The 15,291-nt window shown below is 45.0% G+C and carries 16 protein-coding genes and 1 riboswitch; of the genes, 1 reads left to right on the top strand and 15 read right to left on the bottom strand.

Annotation, left to right across the window (positions count from 1 at the left end):
* Positions 1-3: 3 nt before the first annotated feature.
* From MHI55_RS14985 to MHI55_RS14965, 5 genes are all read right to left on the bottom strand, one after another.
* Positions 4-885: a carbohydrate ABC transporter permease gene (locus MHI55_RS14985; RefSeq protein ID WP_081745887.1), complete on the bottom strand. Its 882-nt coding sequence runs from the start codon at positions 883-885 to the stop codon at positions 4-6.
* Between the two features lie 14 nt (positions 886-899).
* Positions 900-1,790 (bottom strand): sugar ABC transporter permease, encoded by an 891-nt coding sequence (locus MHI55_RS14980; RefSeq protein ID WP_036608160.1) that lies wholly within the window; start codon positions 1,788-1,790, stop codon positions 900-902.
* A gap of 97 nt (positions 1,791-1,887) precedes the next feature.
* The gene (locus tag MHI55_RS14975; protein ID WP_036608163.1) at positions 1,888-3,153 is read right to left on the bottom strand and encodes an extracellular solute-binding protein; all 1,266 of its coding nucleotides are present in this window, start codon (positions 3,151-3,153) and stop codon (positions 1,888-1,890) included.
* A gap of 85 nt (positions 3,154-3,238) precedes the next feature.
* Positions 3,239-4,138 (bottom strand): AraC family transcriptional regulator, encoded by a 900-nt coding sequence (locus MHI55_RS14970; RefSeq protein WP_081594975.1) that lies wholly within the window; start codon positions 4,136-4,138, stop codon positions 3,239-3,241.
* Positions 4,139-4,240: 102 nt separating this feature from the next.
* Entirely contained in the window at positions 4,241-5,239 is a 999-nt protein-coding gene (locus MHI55_RS14965; protein ID WP_340390467.1) for a LacI family DNA-binding transcriptional regulator, read from the bottom strand.
* A gap of 161 nt (positions 5,240-5,400) precedes the next feature.
* Between MHI55_RS14965 and MHI55_RS14960 the strand changes: the two genes are divergently transcribed.
* The gene (locus MHI55_RS14960; protein WP_282321509.1) at positions 5,401-5,826 is read left to right on the top strand and encodes a MaoC family dehydratase; all 426 of its coding nucleotides are present in this window, start codon (positions 5,401-5,403) and stop codon (positions 5,824-5,826) included.
* Between the two features lie 69 nt (positions 5,827-5,895).
* On the opposite strand, the gene MHI55_RS14955 is transcribed toward MHI55_RS14960, so the two are convergent.
* From MHI55_RS14955 to MHI55_RS14910, 10 genes are all read right to left on the bottom strand, one after another.
* A complete protein-coding gene (locus MHI55_RS14955; protein WP_062834297.1) occupies positions 5,896-7,086 on the bottom strand; it encodes a PLP-dependent aminotransferase family protein in 1,191 nt (396 codons plus the stop codon).
* 179 nt (positions 7,087-7,265) lie between these two features.
* On the bottom strand, positions 7,266-8,414 hold the full coding sequence (locus MHI55_RS14950) for an FAD-dependent oxidoreductase (protein ID WP_340390466.1): 1,149 nt from the start codon (positions 8,412-8,414) through the stop codon (positions 7,266-7,268).
* A 6-nt stretch (positions 8,415-8,420) separates the two neighbouring features.
* Positions 8,421-9,140 carry a methyltransferase domain-containing protein gene (locus MHI55_RS14945; protein WP_127548355.1) on the bottom strand — a complete coding sequence of 240 codons (720 nt, stop codon included), beginning with the start codon at positions 9,138-9,140 and terminating at the stop codon, positions 8,421-8,423.
* Positions 9,127-10,284 carry a type III polyketide synthase gene (locus MHI55_RS14940; protein ID WP_339187569.1) on the bottom strand — a complete coding sequence of 386 codons (1,158 nt, stop codon included), beginning with the start codon at positions 10,282-10,284 and terminating at the stop codon, positions 9,127-9,129. The genes MHI55_RS14945 and MHI55_RS14940 overlap by 14 nt, the downstream gene beginning before the upstream one ends.
* 230 nt (positions 10,285-10,514) lie before the next feature.
* Positions 10,515-11,399, bottom strand: coding sequence for an alpha/beta hydrolase (locus MHI55_RS14935; RefSeq protein WP_127548351.1), 885 nt, complete (start codon positions 11,397-11,399; stop codon positions 10,515-10,517).
* Between the two features lie 164 nt (positions 11,400-11,563).
* A complete protein-coding gene (locus tag MHI55_RS14930; protein ID WP_036608182.1) occupies positions 11,564-12,256 on the bottom strand; it encodes a hypothetical protein in 693 nt (230 codons plus the stop codon).
* 105 nt (positions 12,257-12,361) lie between these two features.
* Positions 12,362-12,715 carry an MmcQ/YjbR family DNA-binding protein gene (locus tag MHI55_RS14925; RefSeq protein WP_076249404.1) on the bottom strand — a complete coding sequence of 118 codons (354 nt, stop codon included), beginning with the start codon at positions 12,713-12,715 and terminating at the stop codon, positions 12,362-12,364.
* A 142-nt stretch (positions 12,716-12,857) separates the two neighbouring features.
* Positions 12,858-14,264 carry a DEAD/DEAH box helicase gene (locus MHI55_RS14920; RefSeq protein ID WP_036608186.1) on the bottom strand — a complete coding sequence of 469 codons (1,407 nt, stop codon included), beginning with the start codon at positions 14,262-14,264 and terminating at the stop codon, positions 12,858-12,860.
* A gap of 117 nt (positions 14,265-14,381) precedes the next feature.
* Positions 14,382-14,696 carry a multidrug efflux SMR transporter gene (locus tag MHI55_RS14915; RefSeq protein ID WP_036670814.1) on the bottom strand — a complete coding sequence of 105 codons (315 nt, stop codon included), beginning with the start codon at positions 14,694-14,696 and terminating at the stop codon, positions 14,382-14,384.
* A complete protein-coding gene (locus MHI55_RS14910; protein WP_036608190.1) occupies positions 14,696-15,034 on the bottom strand; it encodes a multidrug efflux SMR transporter in 339 nt (112 codons plus the stop codon). Before MHI55_RS14910 ends, MHI55_RS14915 begins: the two co-directional genes overlap by 1 nt.
* 101 nt (positions 15,035-15,135) lie before the next feature.
* Positions 15,136-15,236, bottom strand: a riboswitch (guanidine-I (ykkC/yxkD leader).
* Positions 15,237-15,291: the final 55 nt, after the last annotated feature.

Genomic DNA, 15,291 nt, shown 5'->3' with positions numbered 1-15,291 from the left:
TTCCTATCCTTTCACAGCACCCAAAGCAACACTCCCAATAATCTGTTTAGAAAATATAGAAAATACAATGATAATAGGCAGGATTGAGATCGCTACACCCAAATACAAGAGTCCATAATCCATCCCATAGTACCCCTGCACTAGCGCAACCAATACCGGAAGTGGATATTTATCCAGGGAGAAAAATAGCACCAGCGGTGTTAGGAAATTATTCCATGATCCGATAAACGTGAATATGCCAAGGGCGGCGATTGCCGGCCCCAGAATAGGCAGTACAATCTGATTGAACGTCCGGAACTCACCGGCACTGTCCACCCGCGCAGATTCAATAATCTCATCCGGGATGCTGCTCTCCATGAACTGTTTGATAAAAAATACATTAAACGCGTTAGCCGCAGCAGGCAAAATAATTGCGGCATAACTATCCAGAAGTCCCATCATGCTGAATAGTCGATATACGCCAATCAGAGCCAGTTGACCCGGTACCATCATGGTTGCTAACAGAAACAGGAACAACCCGTTTCGTCCTTTGAATTTAAATTTGGCAAATCCATACGCAGTTAAGGCCCCAATATACAGAGATAATACGGTCGATGTTCCGGCAATAAATATGCTGTTGGCAAACCCACGCCATATGTTGATTTTGGATACCATGTTCAGATAGTTATCAATCAAAAATGACCCAGGGAGAAATGTAAACGTCGAAGCAATCGTTGCATTGTTATGTGTGGAATAGATAAGCATCAGATAAAATGGAATAATGCAGAGCACGGCAAGACCTGTCAGCAACAGATAGATGATGATTTTGCCTGCCGTCAGGCCCCTTGTATTGGCATATTGCTGAATCGCCGCATTTGGTTGTTCAACTGATTTTGCAGTTTGCATAAGAACTCCCCTCCCTATGAACGGCTCTTCCGCTTGGTCATGATGAAGGATGCAACGGACAACAATATGATGATAATAAACAGGCAAAATGCGATGGCAGCGCCGTAACCAAATCGTGTGCTCTGAAATGCTACATTATAGAGATACATAATGCTCGTCATGGCTGCTCGGTCAGGACCGCCATTGCCGTTGGTTAGTGTAAATGGCTGATCGAAAATCTGGATGCCACCAATAATGGATGTAATCATCTGAAACAGAATTATTGGACGGAGCATCGGCACGATAATATGGATGAAAATATGTTTCTTTTTCGCGCCATCCATCTGTGCAGCTTCCAGCAATGAAGGATCAATGCCCTGAAGACCTGCAAGGTAGATGACCATGGAATAGCCGAAGTATTGAAAAAACAAAATGGATGATACAATAAGACGCATAAACCAGGGGTCATTTTTCCAGTTAATTGGATCTTGTATTATGCCGGTCTGCACCAAAAAATGATTCAGTCCGCCAGACTGCCAGTCAAAAATCAAGCTGACAAGCAATCCAAGTGATGCCGCCGTAACGATGTTGGGAAAAAAGTATACCGCTCTGAAAAAGTCCCGTCCTTTGAGCAGCTTATCATTCAAGATAAAAGCCAACACAAGTGAGATTGTGAGCTGTGGAACTACAGATACGCCCCAGATGAATAACGTATTAAACAAGGTTTTGTAGAACAACGGATCTTGTAATACGGCAACGTAGTTACCGATCCCTACAAAATCAGGTGTCGTGATCCCATCAAAGTTGGTGAAACTGATGTAGAGGGAATATAAAATGGGATACAGCCCAAAAGTGGTGAAAATAATAAAAAACGGAGCAATGAAGTAGTAGCCGTAATGGTCCTTACGAATCGTTTTGGCAAACATGTTCTATCCCCCCAGTTATCATCGGATGTGTATATTCATTCGCTTACTTCTAGGGCGTGTCTGAAAACTCCGAAGGAGTTTTGAGACACGTCCTAAGCTAATCCACTTCCAGTTCCGGAAATCTCAAGGTGACATCACGTTTGATTCGCTTTACGACTTCTTCCTTGGTCTGAATGTCCTTATTGAGATATAACTGGAGTACAATCTTGTAGATATCATTGTTAATCGTGGCATCATATTTGGTGCGTTCGTATACAGGTACCCGTTTTGCAGCCTCCGAGAAAAACTCGAAATGCTTTTGTCCTCCCAAATAAGATGATGAGAGAGACGGGGCAAGTTCATCATTCACAACCATGTTGCTGGTGAAATAATCCTGTTCTTTCGCTAACTCGGATAGAAAATCGTGGTCAAAATTATAGAACTCAATAAACTTCCAGGCCAAATCCTTTTTCTCACTTTTACTGTACATCGCGATGTAGGTTCCACCTGAACTAAAGGCTGACGGTCCCTGGGCTAAGCCCCACATGCCTTCGGTATCCGGAGCGTTTGCCTTGAACGTATATTGCAAACCCCAGGTTGCCCCGGGATAGAACATGACCTCTCCTTTTTGCATGGATGCAGCGTAACCGGCACTTCCATCTTCATACTCGGCAAGTACATTCCGCTCACGTGCTTCACGTACAAGATCGAGCACTTCCAAGTACGTTGGATCGATAACAAGTTTGCCGTCCTTCACCCAAGGTATACCATCATATGAATTCGATATAGCATTCCAATTCGCCAATGCATGTACTTTATTCCCGCTAAGTTGCTGTACCTTCTCTCCAATCTCGAAGATCTTCTCCCATGTATCGATCTGTGAACCCACCTTCTCAGGATCATCGGTGCCCAGATATTTCTTCGCCAAATCCCGACGATAGTAGATGCCCCCTGGTGTTCCCTGATAACCTATTGCTCTGACATTTCCCTCACTGTCCTGTTCATTGGCCTGAACAAAAGCATATTGTTCCTGGATAAGTTCATTGGCGTTATACGGCGAAGCTGATAGATTCTCCAGATATGGAACGTCAATCAGCTCTCGAATATTCGCATTTTCAATCATAAATACATCTGGAGCCTTCGAGGTTGTCTGTAGCGCAGATTTCAGCTTGGTGATATAGAAATTACCGGGGATGTTGACAAAGTTCACTTTGATGTCAGGATATTTCTGTTCAAATTTCTCGATGGCGTACCCTGCTTCATCCGTAAAACTCCACACGGTAATCTCCTGTTGCTTGGTTTGACTCGATGGACTGAACTGACAACCAGCTAACAACATCGCTGCACATACAAATACAATAGTTGGCTTAAACCACTTCTTCATAGGCCCCCTCCTTCAAAAAGGAAACGCTTACAATTTATTAGAGTATATTGATTTTGGAGAGGGCTTTCTCCACAAATATTGTGCATTACCCTCCATATTTTGTGATATTCGTACGATGTTTCTTACGAAATTCGGAGGGTGTACAGTCATTATATTTTTTGAAAAGACGATTATAGGAGTTAACATTGTTAAATCCGTGTCCGATCGCAATCTCCAGAATCGTATCCTGACGGAACAATAAAGCCCACTCGGACTTGATAATTCGAAAATGATTCAAGTATTCCATCAGTGTTACTCCCTTGATCTCTTTGAACAGCTTGCAGACATGGAACTTGCTGAATTTAATATGTTCTGCCACCTGTTCCAGCTTAATGGGCTCAGCATAGTGCTCCTCCAGGTATTCACAGACCGATTCAAGGAATTCAAATTTTTTGGAGGAAGTACATGCCCATCCTGAAGATGAAGATTCATCGGTGGTAACCGGTACTTTGGTACGTAATAAAAGAATGATGAGATCATACAATCTGGATACCATTAACCATCGGTATCCCGGCTTCTGATTTTTCTTCTCGGTAATGATGTCATCTATATATTGAGTCAGATTGCTCTGACTTCCCGTATTCGAGGGAATAACTGTTGTTTTGTTGAAAAGTTGTCCGAGATCCTGAATTTCGGCTTCGGTCGTGAAACTCCCGGTTAACAATTCGAGTCGGAACAAGATGATGGTCAAATGTTCGGTCCCCGGCAAAAAGCAGTGCACATCCCCTGGTTTGATCAGCAGCACATCCCCCTTTTCCAACTCACACACGTGGTCGTTCACGCCAATTCTGGCGCTCTTACCATTGACGAGAACCAGTTCAACCTCATCATGCCAGTGTGCAGCATAATTGAACTGATTTCCTGTATGAATTACCCGAATGGGAAAACCTTCTTGCATATGGCCTGTCTCCAAAAAAGTGGGTACACCCATCGTATCAACCTCCATTTATTTCCAACAAAAAATACTCCTCATCTTTATATTATGCATTAATGGCTACTCTCCTTTCTTTTTAAGTATTTAAAATTCTATCGAATGCAAAAAAACTCCTCAACTCAGGTTGAGGAGCCGAACAGAATCACGTTCCACGCATTGGATGTCCAGTGTATATAACGTCTCTACGATCTCTCCGTTCAGCAGTTGGAAGAGAACATGACCTGCAAGCTGGCCTGCATCCCTCTTCGGCTGACGAAATGTGGTTAGAGGTGGATTCATGTACTGAGATGCAGGTATATTGTCAAAGCCAATTACGGATAACTGCTCAGGTATTGAGATATCATGCTCCCTGAAGGCTTCCAAGCCGCCGATCGCCATCTCATCATTTGCAAAAAATACAGCGGATGGCAACTCTCCTTCAAGCAGTTTCTTGGCTGCATCGTACCCATCTTGCTTCATGAATTGTCCGCCAATTTTCCATTCGGGGTTCTCTTCGATACCTGCCTCCTTCAGGGCTTTCAAATAACCTTGATAACGATGGAGATTACATTCCGATTGTGACGGGCCACTAATATAAGCTATTGTCCGATGCCCTTTATCGATCAGATAACGGGTAGCCAAGTAACCGCCTTGCGTATCACTCATCAAAACCTTTACAATATGTTGAGCATCCAGATCCCGATCCATGACAACAATCGGAAACCCTGCTTCAGATGCTTCAATCAGCAACTGATCTTGAATATTCTGAGCAATAACAATAGCTCCGTCAATTCTTCGTTCACGAATGTAACGATGGGCTGTCGACTTCTCTCCACCCAACGAACTACATACGATCATATCGTATCCATGACTCATAACGACGGTTTCTATTCCGTTCACCAAATCCGAGAAATACGGGCTGGACATGTCATGGACAATAATACCAATGGTTTGTGTACTATTTCGTTTTAATTCCGATGCAGGACCATGCCTAACATAATTGAGTTGACTCGCTGCCTCAAGCACTCGAAGTCTTGTCGGCTCACTTACATTCCCTTTATCGTTGAGTACGCAAGATACGGTCGAACTGGCTACACCAGCCATCTTGGCTACATCTTTAATCGTTGTCATCATATATACTCCTCAAAAACAGCTTCATCTGTTTAGTTCATTATGGCAGTAACACAGCAATACACACGGGATAGTTCACTAGCATTTTAACACGTCAGTCCAGTCATGTCTCTTAGCAAAACATCAACTACGAAAAAACATATTAAAGAAACCGAGGTGCCTTCATGAGATTTAGTGAATATGTAATAGGTCAGCGCTACAAATCCACATCCTTGGCATTATCCAAGAGTGATATTATTGAGTTTGCCACAATCTATGACCCACAGTACATGCATTTGGATGAGGAAAAGGCCAAGCAAGGTCGCTTTGGCAGTTTAATTGCTTCTGGCATGCAAACGATGAATATCTCCTTTAAATTATGGATTGAGGTCGGGGTCTATGGAGAGCATGTCGTGGCGGGCACCGGAATGAATAACATTCAATTCCTGAAACCGGTCTTTCCGGATGATGAACTTCATGTCATTGCAGAAGTCATTGGACTGACTCCCAGACGAAAAGGAAATGGGATTGTTACAGTGCTGCTGAGTACTTTCAATCAGAAGAATCAAAAGGTATTTCAAGCAGAATTAAGTGCTTTAATTGATAATTAAGGACGAGAAAAAGCCCAAAAAAAGCCGCCAATTGGCGGCTTTTCGTAGATATATCACATTGAAGCATTTTTAAGCGTTATATCCTTTCAATACCTGCCCCAAAATCTCTACACCCTTGACAATCTGTTCGTCTGAAGGGGTTGAGAAATTAAGTCTGATGGCATTACAAGGGTCTTGCTCGTTCACCAGGAATGCATTTCCCGGTACAACCGCAACACCTTGAGCTGCCGCTGTCTTGGCATAATCAAGCATTGGCACATGTGCCGGCAGATCACACCAGAGGAACAGTCCACCATCCGGTTGGGTATAGGTAATGGACTCACCCATATGCTCTTGCAGCTTGTCCATCATCAATGTTGCTTTTCTCCGATAGACCTCACGAATGCTGTTAATGTGCCCCGCGTAGTCATACTCTGTCATGAACTTGTACGCCAGGATCTGTGGAAGCATGGCCGTATGTACGTCTTCTCCCTGTTTGGCAACAACCATCTTCTCCACGACTTCATGGGGCGCTTGTACAAAACCAACGCGCAGTCCCGCCGATAGAATTTTGGAGAATGATCCAACATAGATGACCAGACCCTCATCATCCATAGACTTGATGGTTGGCACATCGTCTCCATTGAATCGAAGTTCTCCGTACGGGTTATCTTCCAAAATCATCACGCCATACTTCTTAGCCAGCTCGTATATGGCTTTACGTTTCTCCAGGCTCGTTGTTACACCCGTCGGATTCTGAAAACTCGGGATCACGTAAATCAGTTTCACATTAGGCTCCGTTTGCAGTGCCTGTTCCAGCTTCTCGATATCCATACCGTCCATCTCCATCGGAACACCGGCAAGCTTTGCACCGGATGCCCGGAAGGAGTTCAGGGAACCAATAAAGCTCGGGCTCTCACAGATGATCGTGTCCCCTTCATTACAGAATACTTTACAGGCCAGTTCAATCCCCTGCTGCGCTCCAGATACAATGAACAATTGATCGGATGGTTTACCTGTATCAAAACCTGTCTTCAAATGTTGAGTCAATGCTTCCCTGAGGGGAACATATCCTTCCGTTATCCCATATTGCAGAGCTGTGACGGGGTCATGCTCCAGAATGGATTGAGTGAATGTGCGAATCGCCTCAATAGGAAAGGTTTCCGGAGCAGGATTTCCCGCGGAGAATGGAATCACATTTTGTCCCGAAGAAGCCTTCAGAATCTCACGAATAATGGATGGTTGCAGTGCTGCGATACGATTGGAAAATGAATAGTTCATCTTAATTAGTGCCTCCCGACATTTCATCTGAATTAACTCTCTATCATTACATTAAATTCTATTATACGAGCATTTCCCGAATTTCCAAACTGTCTCCACAAAATTAATGTTTGTACGCCAAAAAAGAGGCCGCCGTCAGCAACCTCTTTCGCAGAAGTATTGAGCAAACATTCAGCCTGTTAGCGCGCTGCGTTCATCTCGGATAGCCGTGTGGCCTTCACAACATAAGCGGCTAGACCAGGGATCATCCGGGCCAGACCAGGATAGAATTTATTGGTCTTAGCAAAAGCCAGCTTTTGGATTCTTCTTGCGCGTCTGAGCAATTGGGTGAATTCACGGCTTGCTTCCAGCGTGTAATTACTCTGCCAATCGGCATGTTCAATATCGCCCTGCAGGTACTTGTCAGTCCACCTTGCACACAGGAGTGAGGAGCGAAGGGCAATGGACATTCCGTCTCCACATAAGGGCGGTATCATCAGCATGGCATCCCCAATATGCGGATATTGAGACCACGGTTCAGGAACGTTGGACAGATGCAGCGGCGCAATCGACACTTGCGTTCCATCTACAGGTTTTCCTTCAGCTAAACGGGATGCCAAGCTCACGTTTGTCAGGGATGCCGCCTGTAAAATATCGTTTACAGACTTGCCACTTCCCTGGACGGTATCCAGTGTTAACAATGCGGCGACATTCACAATACCATCCTCAATCGGAGAAATGCCCACGTAACCACCCTCGCAAAAATATAACTCTACGCGTGCGGGAATCTCTATCCCGCTGAAGTGGGACTTAACGCCAACGTATACGGTTTGGTCCCGCAGATCAGGTGCGGAAGCCATCCCCCGCGGCTTTTTGGTCCCATGTGCCCCGATAACGGCTTTGGCTCTGTAACTGATCCGCTCATCTCCCTGTTTCACCTGAACCTCATAACTGGCATCCTCAAGCTGCTCGATGCTCGTTATGGTCGCTTTGGTCACAATCTGGGCTCCGGCCTCCAGCGCCTTCTGATGCAAAATCTGGTCCAGCTCATATCGACTTATGCCATATGCGAATCCCGGCAGCGGTGCTTCGATCACTCCGCCTTGTGGCATAACGATTTTGGCATGATCCATGGTGCTCGGTTTCTTTGACTGGTCCAGAAGGTGAATATCCAGAACTTCTAACATCTCCTTGGTTTCGGGTGACATGAACTCACCGCAGGTTTTGTGCCGCGGGAACTCCTGGCGATCCAGCAAAAGGGTCCGATGTCCTTTCCCTGCCAGTTGCATTGCACATGTACTGCCGGCAATTCCGGCTCCGATGACAATCACATCTATCGATTTCGACACGTAAGATCACCTGCCTTTCGTGGGAATTACAACAGAATAACGGAATAAGGGCTTCCATTCATAGGTCATCGTATCATGATTGAGACGTTGTTTAAGTTCCTTCCAATCCCTCCCTGTAAAACCTTTGGCTACGGAAAGAGGCCCATCATGACGAATATAACGATTGCGCGAGATCATCCGTGTAGTAATCCAGACCGCCTTATAGGATACGGGGTGGCGGTGAATATCATTAATAACGACACCGTATCTGGATGCTCTTAGCATATGAGAAACCATATCGACCAGCTGATCTCCGTCAAAATGATGTACAAACTGGGAACCTGTCACAATATCTGCTGAAGCATCCGGCAGTTGTGTAAGATCGGCACGTTGTACCCGGACTCGGGATTCGTCACGGAATAGTTGTCTCGCTTCATCACACGCTTCTTCCGTCAGATCAACCAACGTAATTTCCAGCTGAACACCCTGACGATCTGCCCATTGCAGTAGTTTCTGGTTCACATCCCCTGAACCTGCCCCCACATCCAGCAGGGTCAGCTTATTCGGCTTACCGACTGAGTTCCACAACTTCTCTACACCAGCCAGAGTTGGGCCAGGTGCTGCAAATATTTTGTTAAGACGTCTCAGATGTCTAAGCGCTTCACGCAGCTCCTCCCCTCCCAGAGAGAAGTCATCCATCAGTTCATCTTCCTTGGCTCGAATGGACAATGTTCTAAAAAAGGACATGATCGTGCTCCTCCATCACTGAAGATAATGAGGGTACATAAGTGAATTTCATCAACTCTGCGGTGAGTCCCGGTCCAAATGCCATGGCTACACCATCTGTGGAGGATTGACCCTGTACCTTCATGTCCTCACGCATCGCGTTCATTACAAACAGAATGGTATTGGAGGATAAGTTACCATACGTTCTGAGGACATCCCTGCTATACTTTGTTTGCTCGTCTCGAAGCTTCATTACATTCTGCACAGAGTCCACAATCCCACGTCCTCCCGGATGAATGGCCCACAGTTCAGGCAGCTGTTCACTTTGCAATAAGAGACGCAGTTCCTCTTCCAGGTGAACACCTAACAATTTTGGAATACGTGGGGATAGATACAGGTCATACCCCAGATTCCCCACCTCCCAGGTCATATCTTCAGTCGAATCGGGAAGAAGCACAGAATAACCCGTTCCCAGACTCAAAACATTCTTGTGCTGAGGTTCTGGTGTGCCCACTACACAAGAAGAAGCAGCGTCTCCGAAGAATGAAGCTGCAAACAGCGCTTCCCGATCTTGTACGGGCTGAAAATGAATGGTGCACAACTCTACACAGACCACAAGGACCTGTGATCCGGGAGCTCCCTGCACCACATCTCGTGCCATCTGAATGGCTTTCAGCCCTGCGGCACAACCCTGAAAGATTAGCGGCAGTCGATTAACTCGGGCAGACAAACCCAAATGACGGATGAGCATAACATCAAGACCCGGCAGATATTGACCTGTGCAGCTGACCGTGATGATATGTGTGATGCTCTTTGGAGATACGCCTGAATCCTCCAGGGCTTTCTCTGCAGCCTCAACCCCGAGCGGAAGCGCCTCTCGCTTGTATGTATTCATTCGTTCTTCGGTTGTCGGGATGTCTGATCGCTCACCAGAGGGCAGATAACGGCATTCTTCGAGTGAACCCAGATAGCTCGGTTCCACGGTATATCGTGTTTCAACACCACAGGACTTGAATATTCGTCTGGCAAAACGGGCCAAATCTGGCCGATCCTGAAGAGAAGAAGCGATTAGTTCTGCAATATCTGACTGTGCTACGGGGTGAGCAGGTAGAGCCGTTCCCATGCCAAGAATCGCGATATCGGATGGACTGTTATATTGGTTCATAATAAACCTCCTGGTATTGGTCATTATTTCCTCTAATTTAACAACTCTTACCCTTAACGATATCGTTATAATCTCAATAAGGCTCCTAATCTAGTTTATTAACACATCCGCAAGCTCAGAAGCTTGGTTTCAACATGCCATTGAAGCAATTACACCAATGAACGAAAAAAAGCCGCCATTAGGCGACTTCAAGGTAACTATATTCCTTCTAAGCGTCACTCTGATACACGTTATTTGGAAAATGCTTCTCTGATCTTGTCACTCATCAGGTACCAGGCATCCTCAGCCATCTGGAGATCGCCAAAATGCGTAAATCCATGAGCGGCTCCCTTATACTCCTTAAGTGTCACCTTCACACCGCTTGCTTCCAGCCTTGCTGCATATGTTCTTGCTTCTTGGGCCAGTGAATCTTTCTCCGCGGTAATGATCAATGCTTCTGGAAGTCCCTCTACTGATGTTGCAAGCACAGGTGAAGCCCACGGGTCTTGCGCCTCTTCTGACGTTTCAAGGTACATAGCATTGAACGTTCTGGCGATATCGGCTGGAATGGCTTCTGCAAAACTCGGTTTCTCGGCCGGATCTGTAGCCACATCCAATACGGCATAATCCATAATTTGCAGAACAATTGGCAGCTCGCTACCTCGTTGCTGATTCAGTAAACACACTGCTGCAGCAAGATTACCACCAGCGCTATGTCCCCCAATAGCGAATAGAGACGGGTTAACCGAGAAGGATTGCGGGTTGGCATGGACCCACTGTACAACGTCGTAACATTCATGAACCGCCGTTGGGAACTTGTGCTCTGGTGCAAGACTGTAATCGATATTAACGACCACACAATCAGATCGATCAGCAATCAAGCGACACCATGGATCATCCATCTCTGCTTGTCCCAAGATGAAACCACCCCCATGCATATTAAAAAAGACCGGCAGAGGCGCGGAATGCTCCCTATCCGGTGTATACACAAGTACACGTGTATCCCCTTTAGTTGTAGGAATCATGACTTCTTTTACTGTGACCGCATACGTGGAACTGGGTTGAAGAGCTGCACCTGTACCGACGACATTTTGACGCATACGTTGTACCATTGCCAATTGTTGTTGTTGATCCATAGATATCACTCCTTTAGTGGATTGCCAATACGCCTTCTTCCGTTGTCACTTTAAGTATAGATGACACTTGTCTATTCCGTCATGTGCAAATCATTTGATATGTATTGATCAACATGCTGAAACGTCAACCAAAATTACCTTCCCCTGCTCTTAATGCTTCAATGTTAACATTCAGTGCCAGGAGATTGGTTTGGGTCCGTGCTTGTTTCCTTTTTTTTGTGGAACATCATCCAGACCCCCATCAAACAAAATAAAACGCTGCACCCCATGCCAAACAAGCTACTGGTTTTTAATGCAAGAGGTGAGCCTTGCATGGTAAGTAACGTCGCTTGGGTCACCACGATGGATACCATCGCATCGGTGAAGTTAATCATTTTCAATGTAGATATGATCGGGTTATGGAGATGACGGTTCGCCCAGGTACCATACACGGCAAAAACCAGCTTGGTAAAAGCAACTGTAGATACGATATACACGATGTTACCCTCATATATGAAGGCATCGCCGATTAGATACATTCGCAGGCAGACCATCGAATAGGACACGCCTAGTAAACACAGGAACAGACCTCCGCGCTTATATACCGTAAGTTCTAATCTATATCTTTCTTCGGGAGAGTCCATTCTCTTGGTAACTGTATATTTATGGAGCACTTGTCCTTTTGCCACACACAGAATCAGATAATATACAGCATTTGTAATGAACCATCCCGAAAGCAGATATATGCCCAGGATTAACTTGCCTATCCCTGTTACAGCATTGATAACAAGGGAAGCCACATTAAACAAGGCCGTTCGATCTTGTTTATTTCCAAGGTAATGGAACCAAATGGACTTCAAATATGTCTTCATTTTCATAGGATATTCATTCTGTTAGAGAAGCAGACCATTAGCCTTTTCACCTACCTCTTAAATGTCAATAACATGATGAATGAGGTGTAGAGAAAGTGGTATATGTTCTCCTCATTCGGCCAAAGACTCCCGAACGCTTTTTGGAAGGGATTTGACAACCATATCATACGAGTGATCGATCATGACATAGACATCTTCATCGGACAATGAACCATCCAGCGTAATGGTATTCCAGTGTTTTTTGTTCATATGATATCCTGGTCGAACCGCTTCATGCTGCTCTCTCAGGTTCTCTGCAATAATGGGATCACATTTTAAGTTTAATAGACCATTTTCTTCTTTGTCTTCGAAAAGTAATGCGAATATTTTCCCTCCGACCTTCATCGCGACTGGATCAGGCCCAAATGGATAATCCTTGGTCGCACCTTTCTTCTTCAAACTGTATTCAATCATCGTATCCTTCAAGTCAGTACCTCCCTTTCACCAGTGGACGATATAATGATACCGAATGTAAGTTCGTATGTAAATAAGCTCGTTGCACATAAAAGCACATAATAAAACCTCCTCCAAATGAATGGAGAAGGTTTTATCTGGATTTATTTAGATCTTAATTGGCTCTATCATTCCTAGTTTTGCTGCTGCGGCTGAATGAGCCATGGTTAGATTTACTGCTACTACTGTTTGATCTACTGCTATTGGGTCTACCGTCGTTTGAACGACTACTGTTTGATTTACCACTCTTGGCAAACCATTCGGATTTGGGCTTGCGTGCCGGGTTAGCTTTGGACTTCGCCGGTTTGCCTGCAGCCGATTTGTTGAACGAAGGTTTACTGCCTGATGCTTTGCTGGTTTTATCAAACACAGGTACACCTGTCATTGGATACGGATGACCTTTTACTTCAGGAATCGTCTTTTTGATTACTTTCTCGATATCCTTCAGGAATGGAAGTTCGTCCTTCTCGCAGAACGAGATGGCCATCCCGCTTTTGCCTGCTCGACCTGTACGGCCAATACGGTGAACATACGTTTCCGGAATGTTAGGCAGGTTAAAGTTAATGACATGTGAAAGTTCCTCTACGTCAATTCCTCTTGCCGCGATATCCGTCGCAACTAATACACGTGTTGCACCACTCTTGAAGTTGTTCAGTGCCCGTTGTCTCTCGTTCTGAGACTTGTTGCCATGAATAGCCTGTGCCGTAACATTCGCTTTGGCCAAATCACGTGTAACCCGGTCAGCGCCGCGCTTCGTGCGTGTGAACACCAATGCCGTGACGATGGATTTATCCTCCAAAATTTGGTTCAACATATGTTGCTTCTTGCCGTTTTCCAACAAATAAATAGACTGCTCAATGCGGTCTACCGTTGAAGATACCGGTGTGATTTCTACTTTGACTGGATCAACCAGCAGGGTTTTAACCATTTTGGTGATTTCAGGAGGCATCGTAGCTGAGAAGAACAGCGTCTGCTTTTTGTTCGGCATTTTGGCAATGATTCTTTTCACATCATGAATGAAGCCCATGTCTAACATCCGGTCTGCTTCATCCAAAACGAGAATCTCAACCATCTTCAGATCAATACGTTTCTGGTTAATCAGATCGTTCAATCTACCAGGCGTTGCGATAATAATATCTGCACCTTGATTCAACGCACGCTCTTGCACTTTTTGCGAAACGCCGCCAACGATTGCCGTACAACGAATGTCCGTATACCGGCTATATACCTTGATATTATCCGCGATCTGAATAGCCAGTTCTCGTGTTGGTGTCAAAATTAATGAGCGAATATGTCGTGCGGACTTCGATCCTTGCCCTTTGGATCTTTCGCTTAATAATTGAATGATCGGCACTGAAAATGCTGCCGTCTTGCCTGTTCCTGTCTGTGCACATCCCAGCAGATCTCTGCCAGCTAATACAGCTGGTATGGCCTGTTCCTGTATAGGGGTAGGATTAGTATAGTTTGCTTTGCTTAACCCTTCCATAATAGAGGGGATAATATTTAAGTCCTTAAATGTCATGTTGTCTCCTTCATTTACGCACATCTATCAATATGACGCATCTTTTATTTCACACGTAACGTATAAGGATACCATTAAAAACGTAATTTGTACATTATCTTTTTAAAATCACTTTGTTTAACTCACCAATTTAAGACCAACTGCCGATCCGAGCACCATAGCGATAAACAGAATTCGAAGGGCATTTCGAGGTTCTCCATAAAACACCATGCCCAGAATGGCACCACCGGAGGCCCCGATTCCCGTCCAAACGGCATATGCTGTCCCCATCGGAAGAGTTTCCATTGCAATGGACAGGAACAGGAAGCTTAAACCAAACCCGCCTACCAATAGAACCAGTGAAATGAGATTACGGTCTTTGTGCAACTTGTTTATCATCAGCACTCCGATCATCTCAAATATACCTGCCAAGATAAGAAATACCCAGTTCATTATAGCTGCACCTCCTTATTCTTCTCTTTGCTCAGCATTTTAAGACCAATCACGCCAAGTAAAAGTACACCAATGAGTACCATTTTTCCGGTTTGAACAGTCGCATTAAACAGAACAATCTCTGCAAGTACCGTGCCAGCGGTACCCAGGCCAACAAATACGGCATATACGGTTCCCACAGGCAGTGTACGCGAAGCTGCAATCATCAAGGAGAAACTAATGATAATTGCAACCAACGTAAACCCCCATTCCAGCAGACCACTGGCATGTTTCAATCCAATGACCCAACCTACTTCAAACAACGCAGCAATCACAACCGACATCCACGTTTTATTCATTCTTGTAACACTCCTTCTCTACTACATTTTTTGTACAACCCGTAAGGTTCATTAGCGTAAAAACAAAAAAAGCCCGGGAAACAAACTGCATGTAGCAGTTCATCTCCCAGGCTTTTATCCCTCCGTGGCACAACCAACAGGTTGCGGGTTTTCTCTCGGACCAGACCGACACATACATCGCGGAACCCTAGAAAACCTGTTTTTATTCTAATGTGACTCCAATTATACACACTTCCACTATCTTGGCAACCCCGTAA

It is taken from the genome of Paenibacillus sp. FSL E2-0151, from assembly GCF_037993015.1.
In the GTDB taxonomy this organism is placed as follows: Bacteria; Bacillota; Bacilli; order Paenibacillales; family Paenibacillaceae; genus Paenibacillus; species Paenibacillus amylolyticus.
Note: the sequence above shows the minus strand (reverse complement) of the source record. Positions and strands in the feature narration are given on the sequence as shown.

Bases quoted from the DNA above. Each gene is read 5' to 3' on its own strand.
- MHI55_RS14985 (WP_081745887.1), bottom strand. From the start codon at position 885: ATGCAAACTGCAAAATCAGTTGAACAACCAAATGCGGCGATTCAGCAA.
- MHI55_RS14980 (WP_036608160.1), bottom strand. From the start codon at position 1,790: ATGTTTGCCAAAACGATTCGTAAGGACCATTACGGCTACTACTTCATT.
- MHI55_RS14975 (WP_036608163.1), bottom strand. From the start codon at position 3,153: ATGAAGAAGTGGTTTAAGCCAACTATTGTATTTGTATGTGCAGCGATG.
- MHI55_RS14970 (WP_081594975.1), bottom strand. From the start codon at position 4,138: ATGGAGGTTGATACGATGGGTGTACCCACTTTTTTGGAGACAGGCCAT.
- MHI55_RS14965 (WP_340390467.1), bottom strand. From the start codon at position 5,239: ATGATGACAACGATTAAAGATGTAGCCAAGATGGCTGGTGTAGCCAGT.
- MHI55_RS14960 (WP_282321509.1), top strand. From the start codon at position 5,401: ATGAGATTTAGTGAATATGTAATAGGTCAGCGCTACAAATCCACATCC.
- MHI55_RS14955 (WP_062834297.1), bottom strand. From the start codon at position 7,086: ATGAACTATTCATTTTCCAATCGTATCGCAGCACTGCAACCATCCATT.
- MHI55_RS14945 (WP_127548355.1), bottom strand. From the start codon at position 9,140: ATGTCCTTTTTTAGAACATTGTCCATTCGAGCCAAGGAAGATGAACTG.
- MHI55_RS14940 (WP_339187569.1), bottom strand. From the start codon at position 10,284: ATGAACCAATATAACAGTCCATCCGATATCGCGATTCTTGGCATGGGA.
- MHI55_RS14935 (WP_127548351.1), bottom strand. From the start codon at position 11,399: ATGGATCAACAACAACAATTGGCAATGGTACAACGTATGCGTCAAAAT.
- MHI55_RS14930 (WP_036608182.1), bottom strand. From the start codon at position 12,256: ATGAAAATGAAGACATATTTGAAGTCCATTTGGTTCCATTACCTTGGA.
- MHI55_RS14920 (WP_036608186.1), bottom strand. From the start codon at position 14,264: ATGACATTTAAGGACTTAAATATTATCCCCTCTATTATGGAAGGGTTA.
- MHI55_RS14915 (WP_036670814.1), bottom strand. From the start codon at position 14,696: ATGAACTGGGTATTTCTTATCTTGGCAGGTATATTTGAGATGATCGGA.
- MHI55_RS14910 (WP_036608190.1), bottom strand. From the start codon at position 15,034: ATGAATAAAACGTGGATGTCGGTTGTGATTGCTGCGTTGTTTGAAGTA.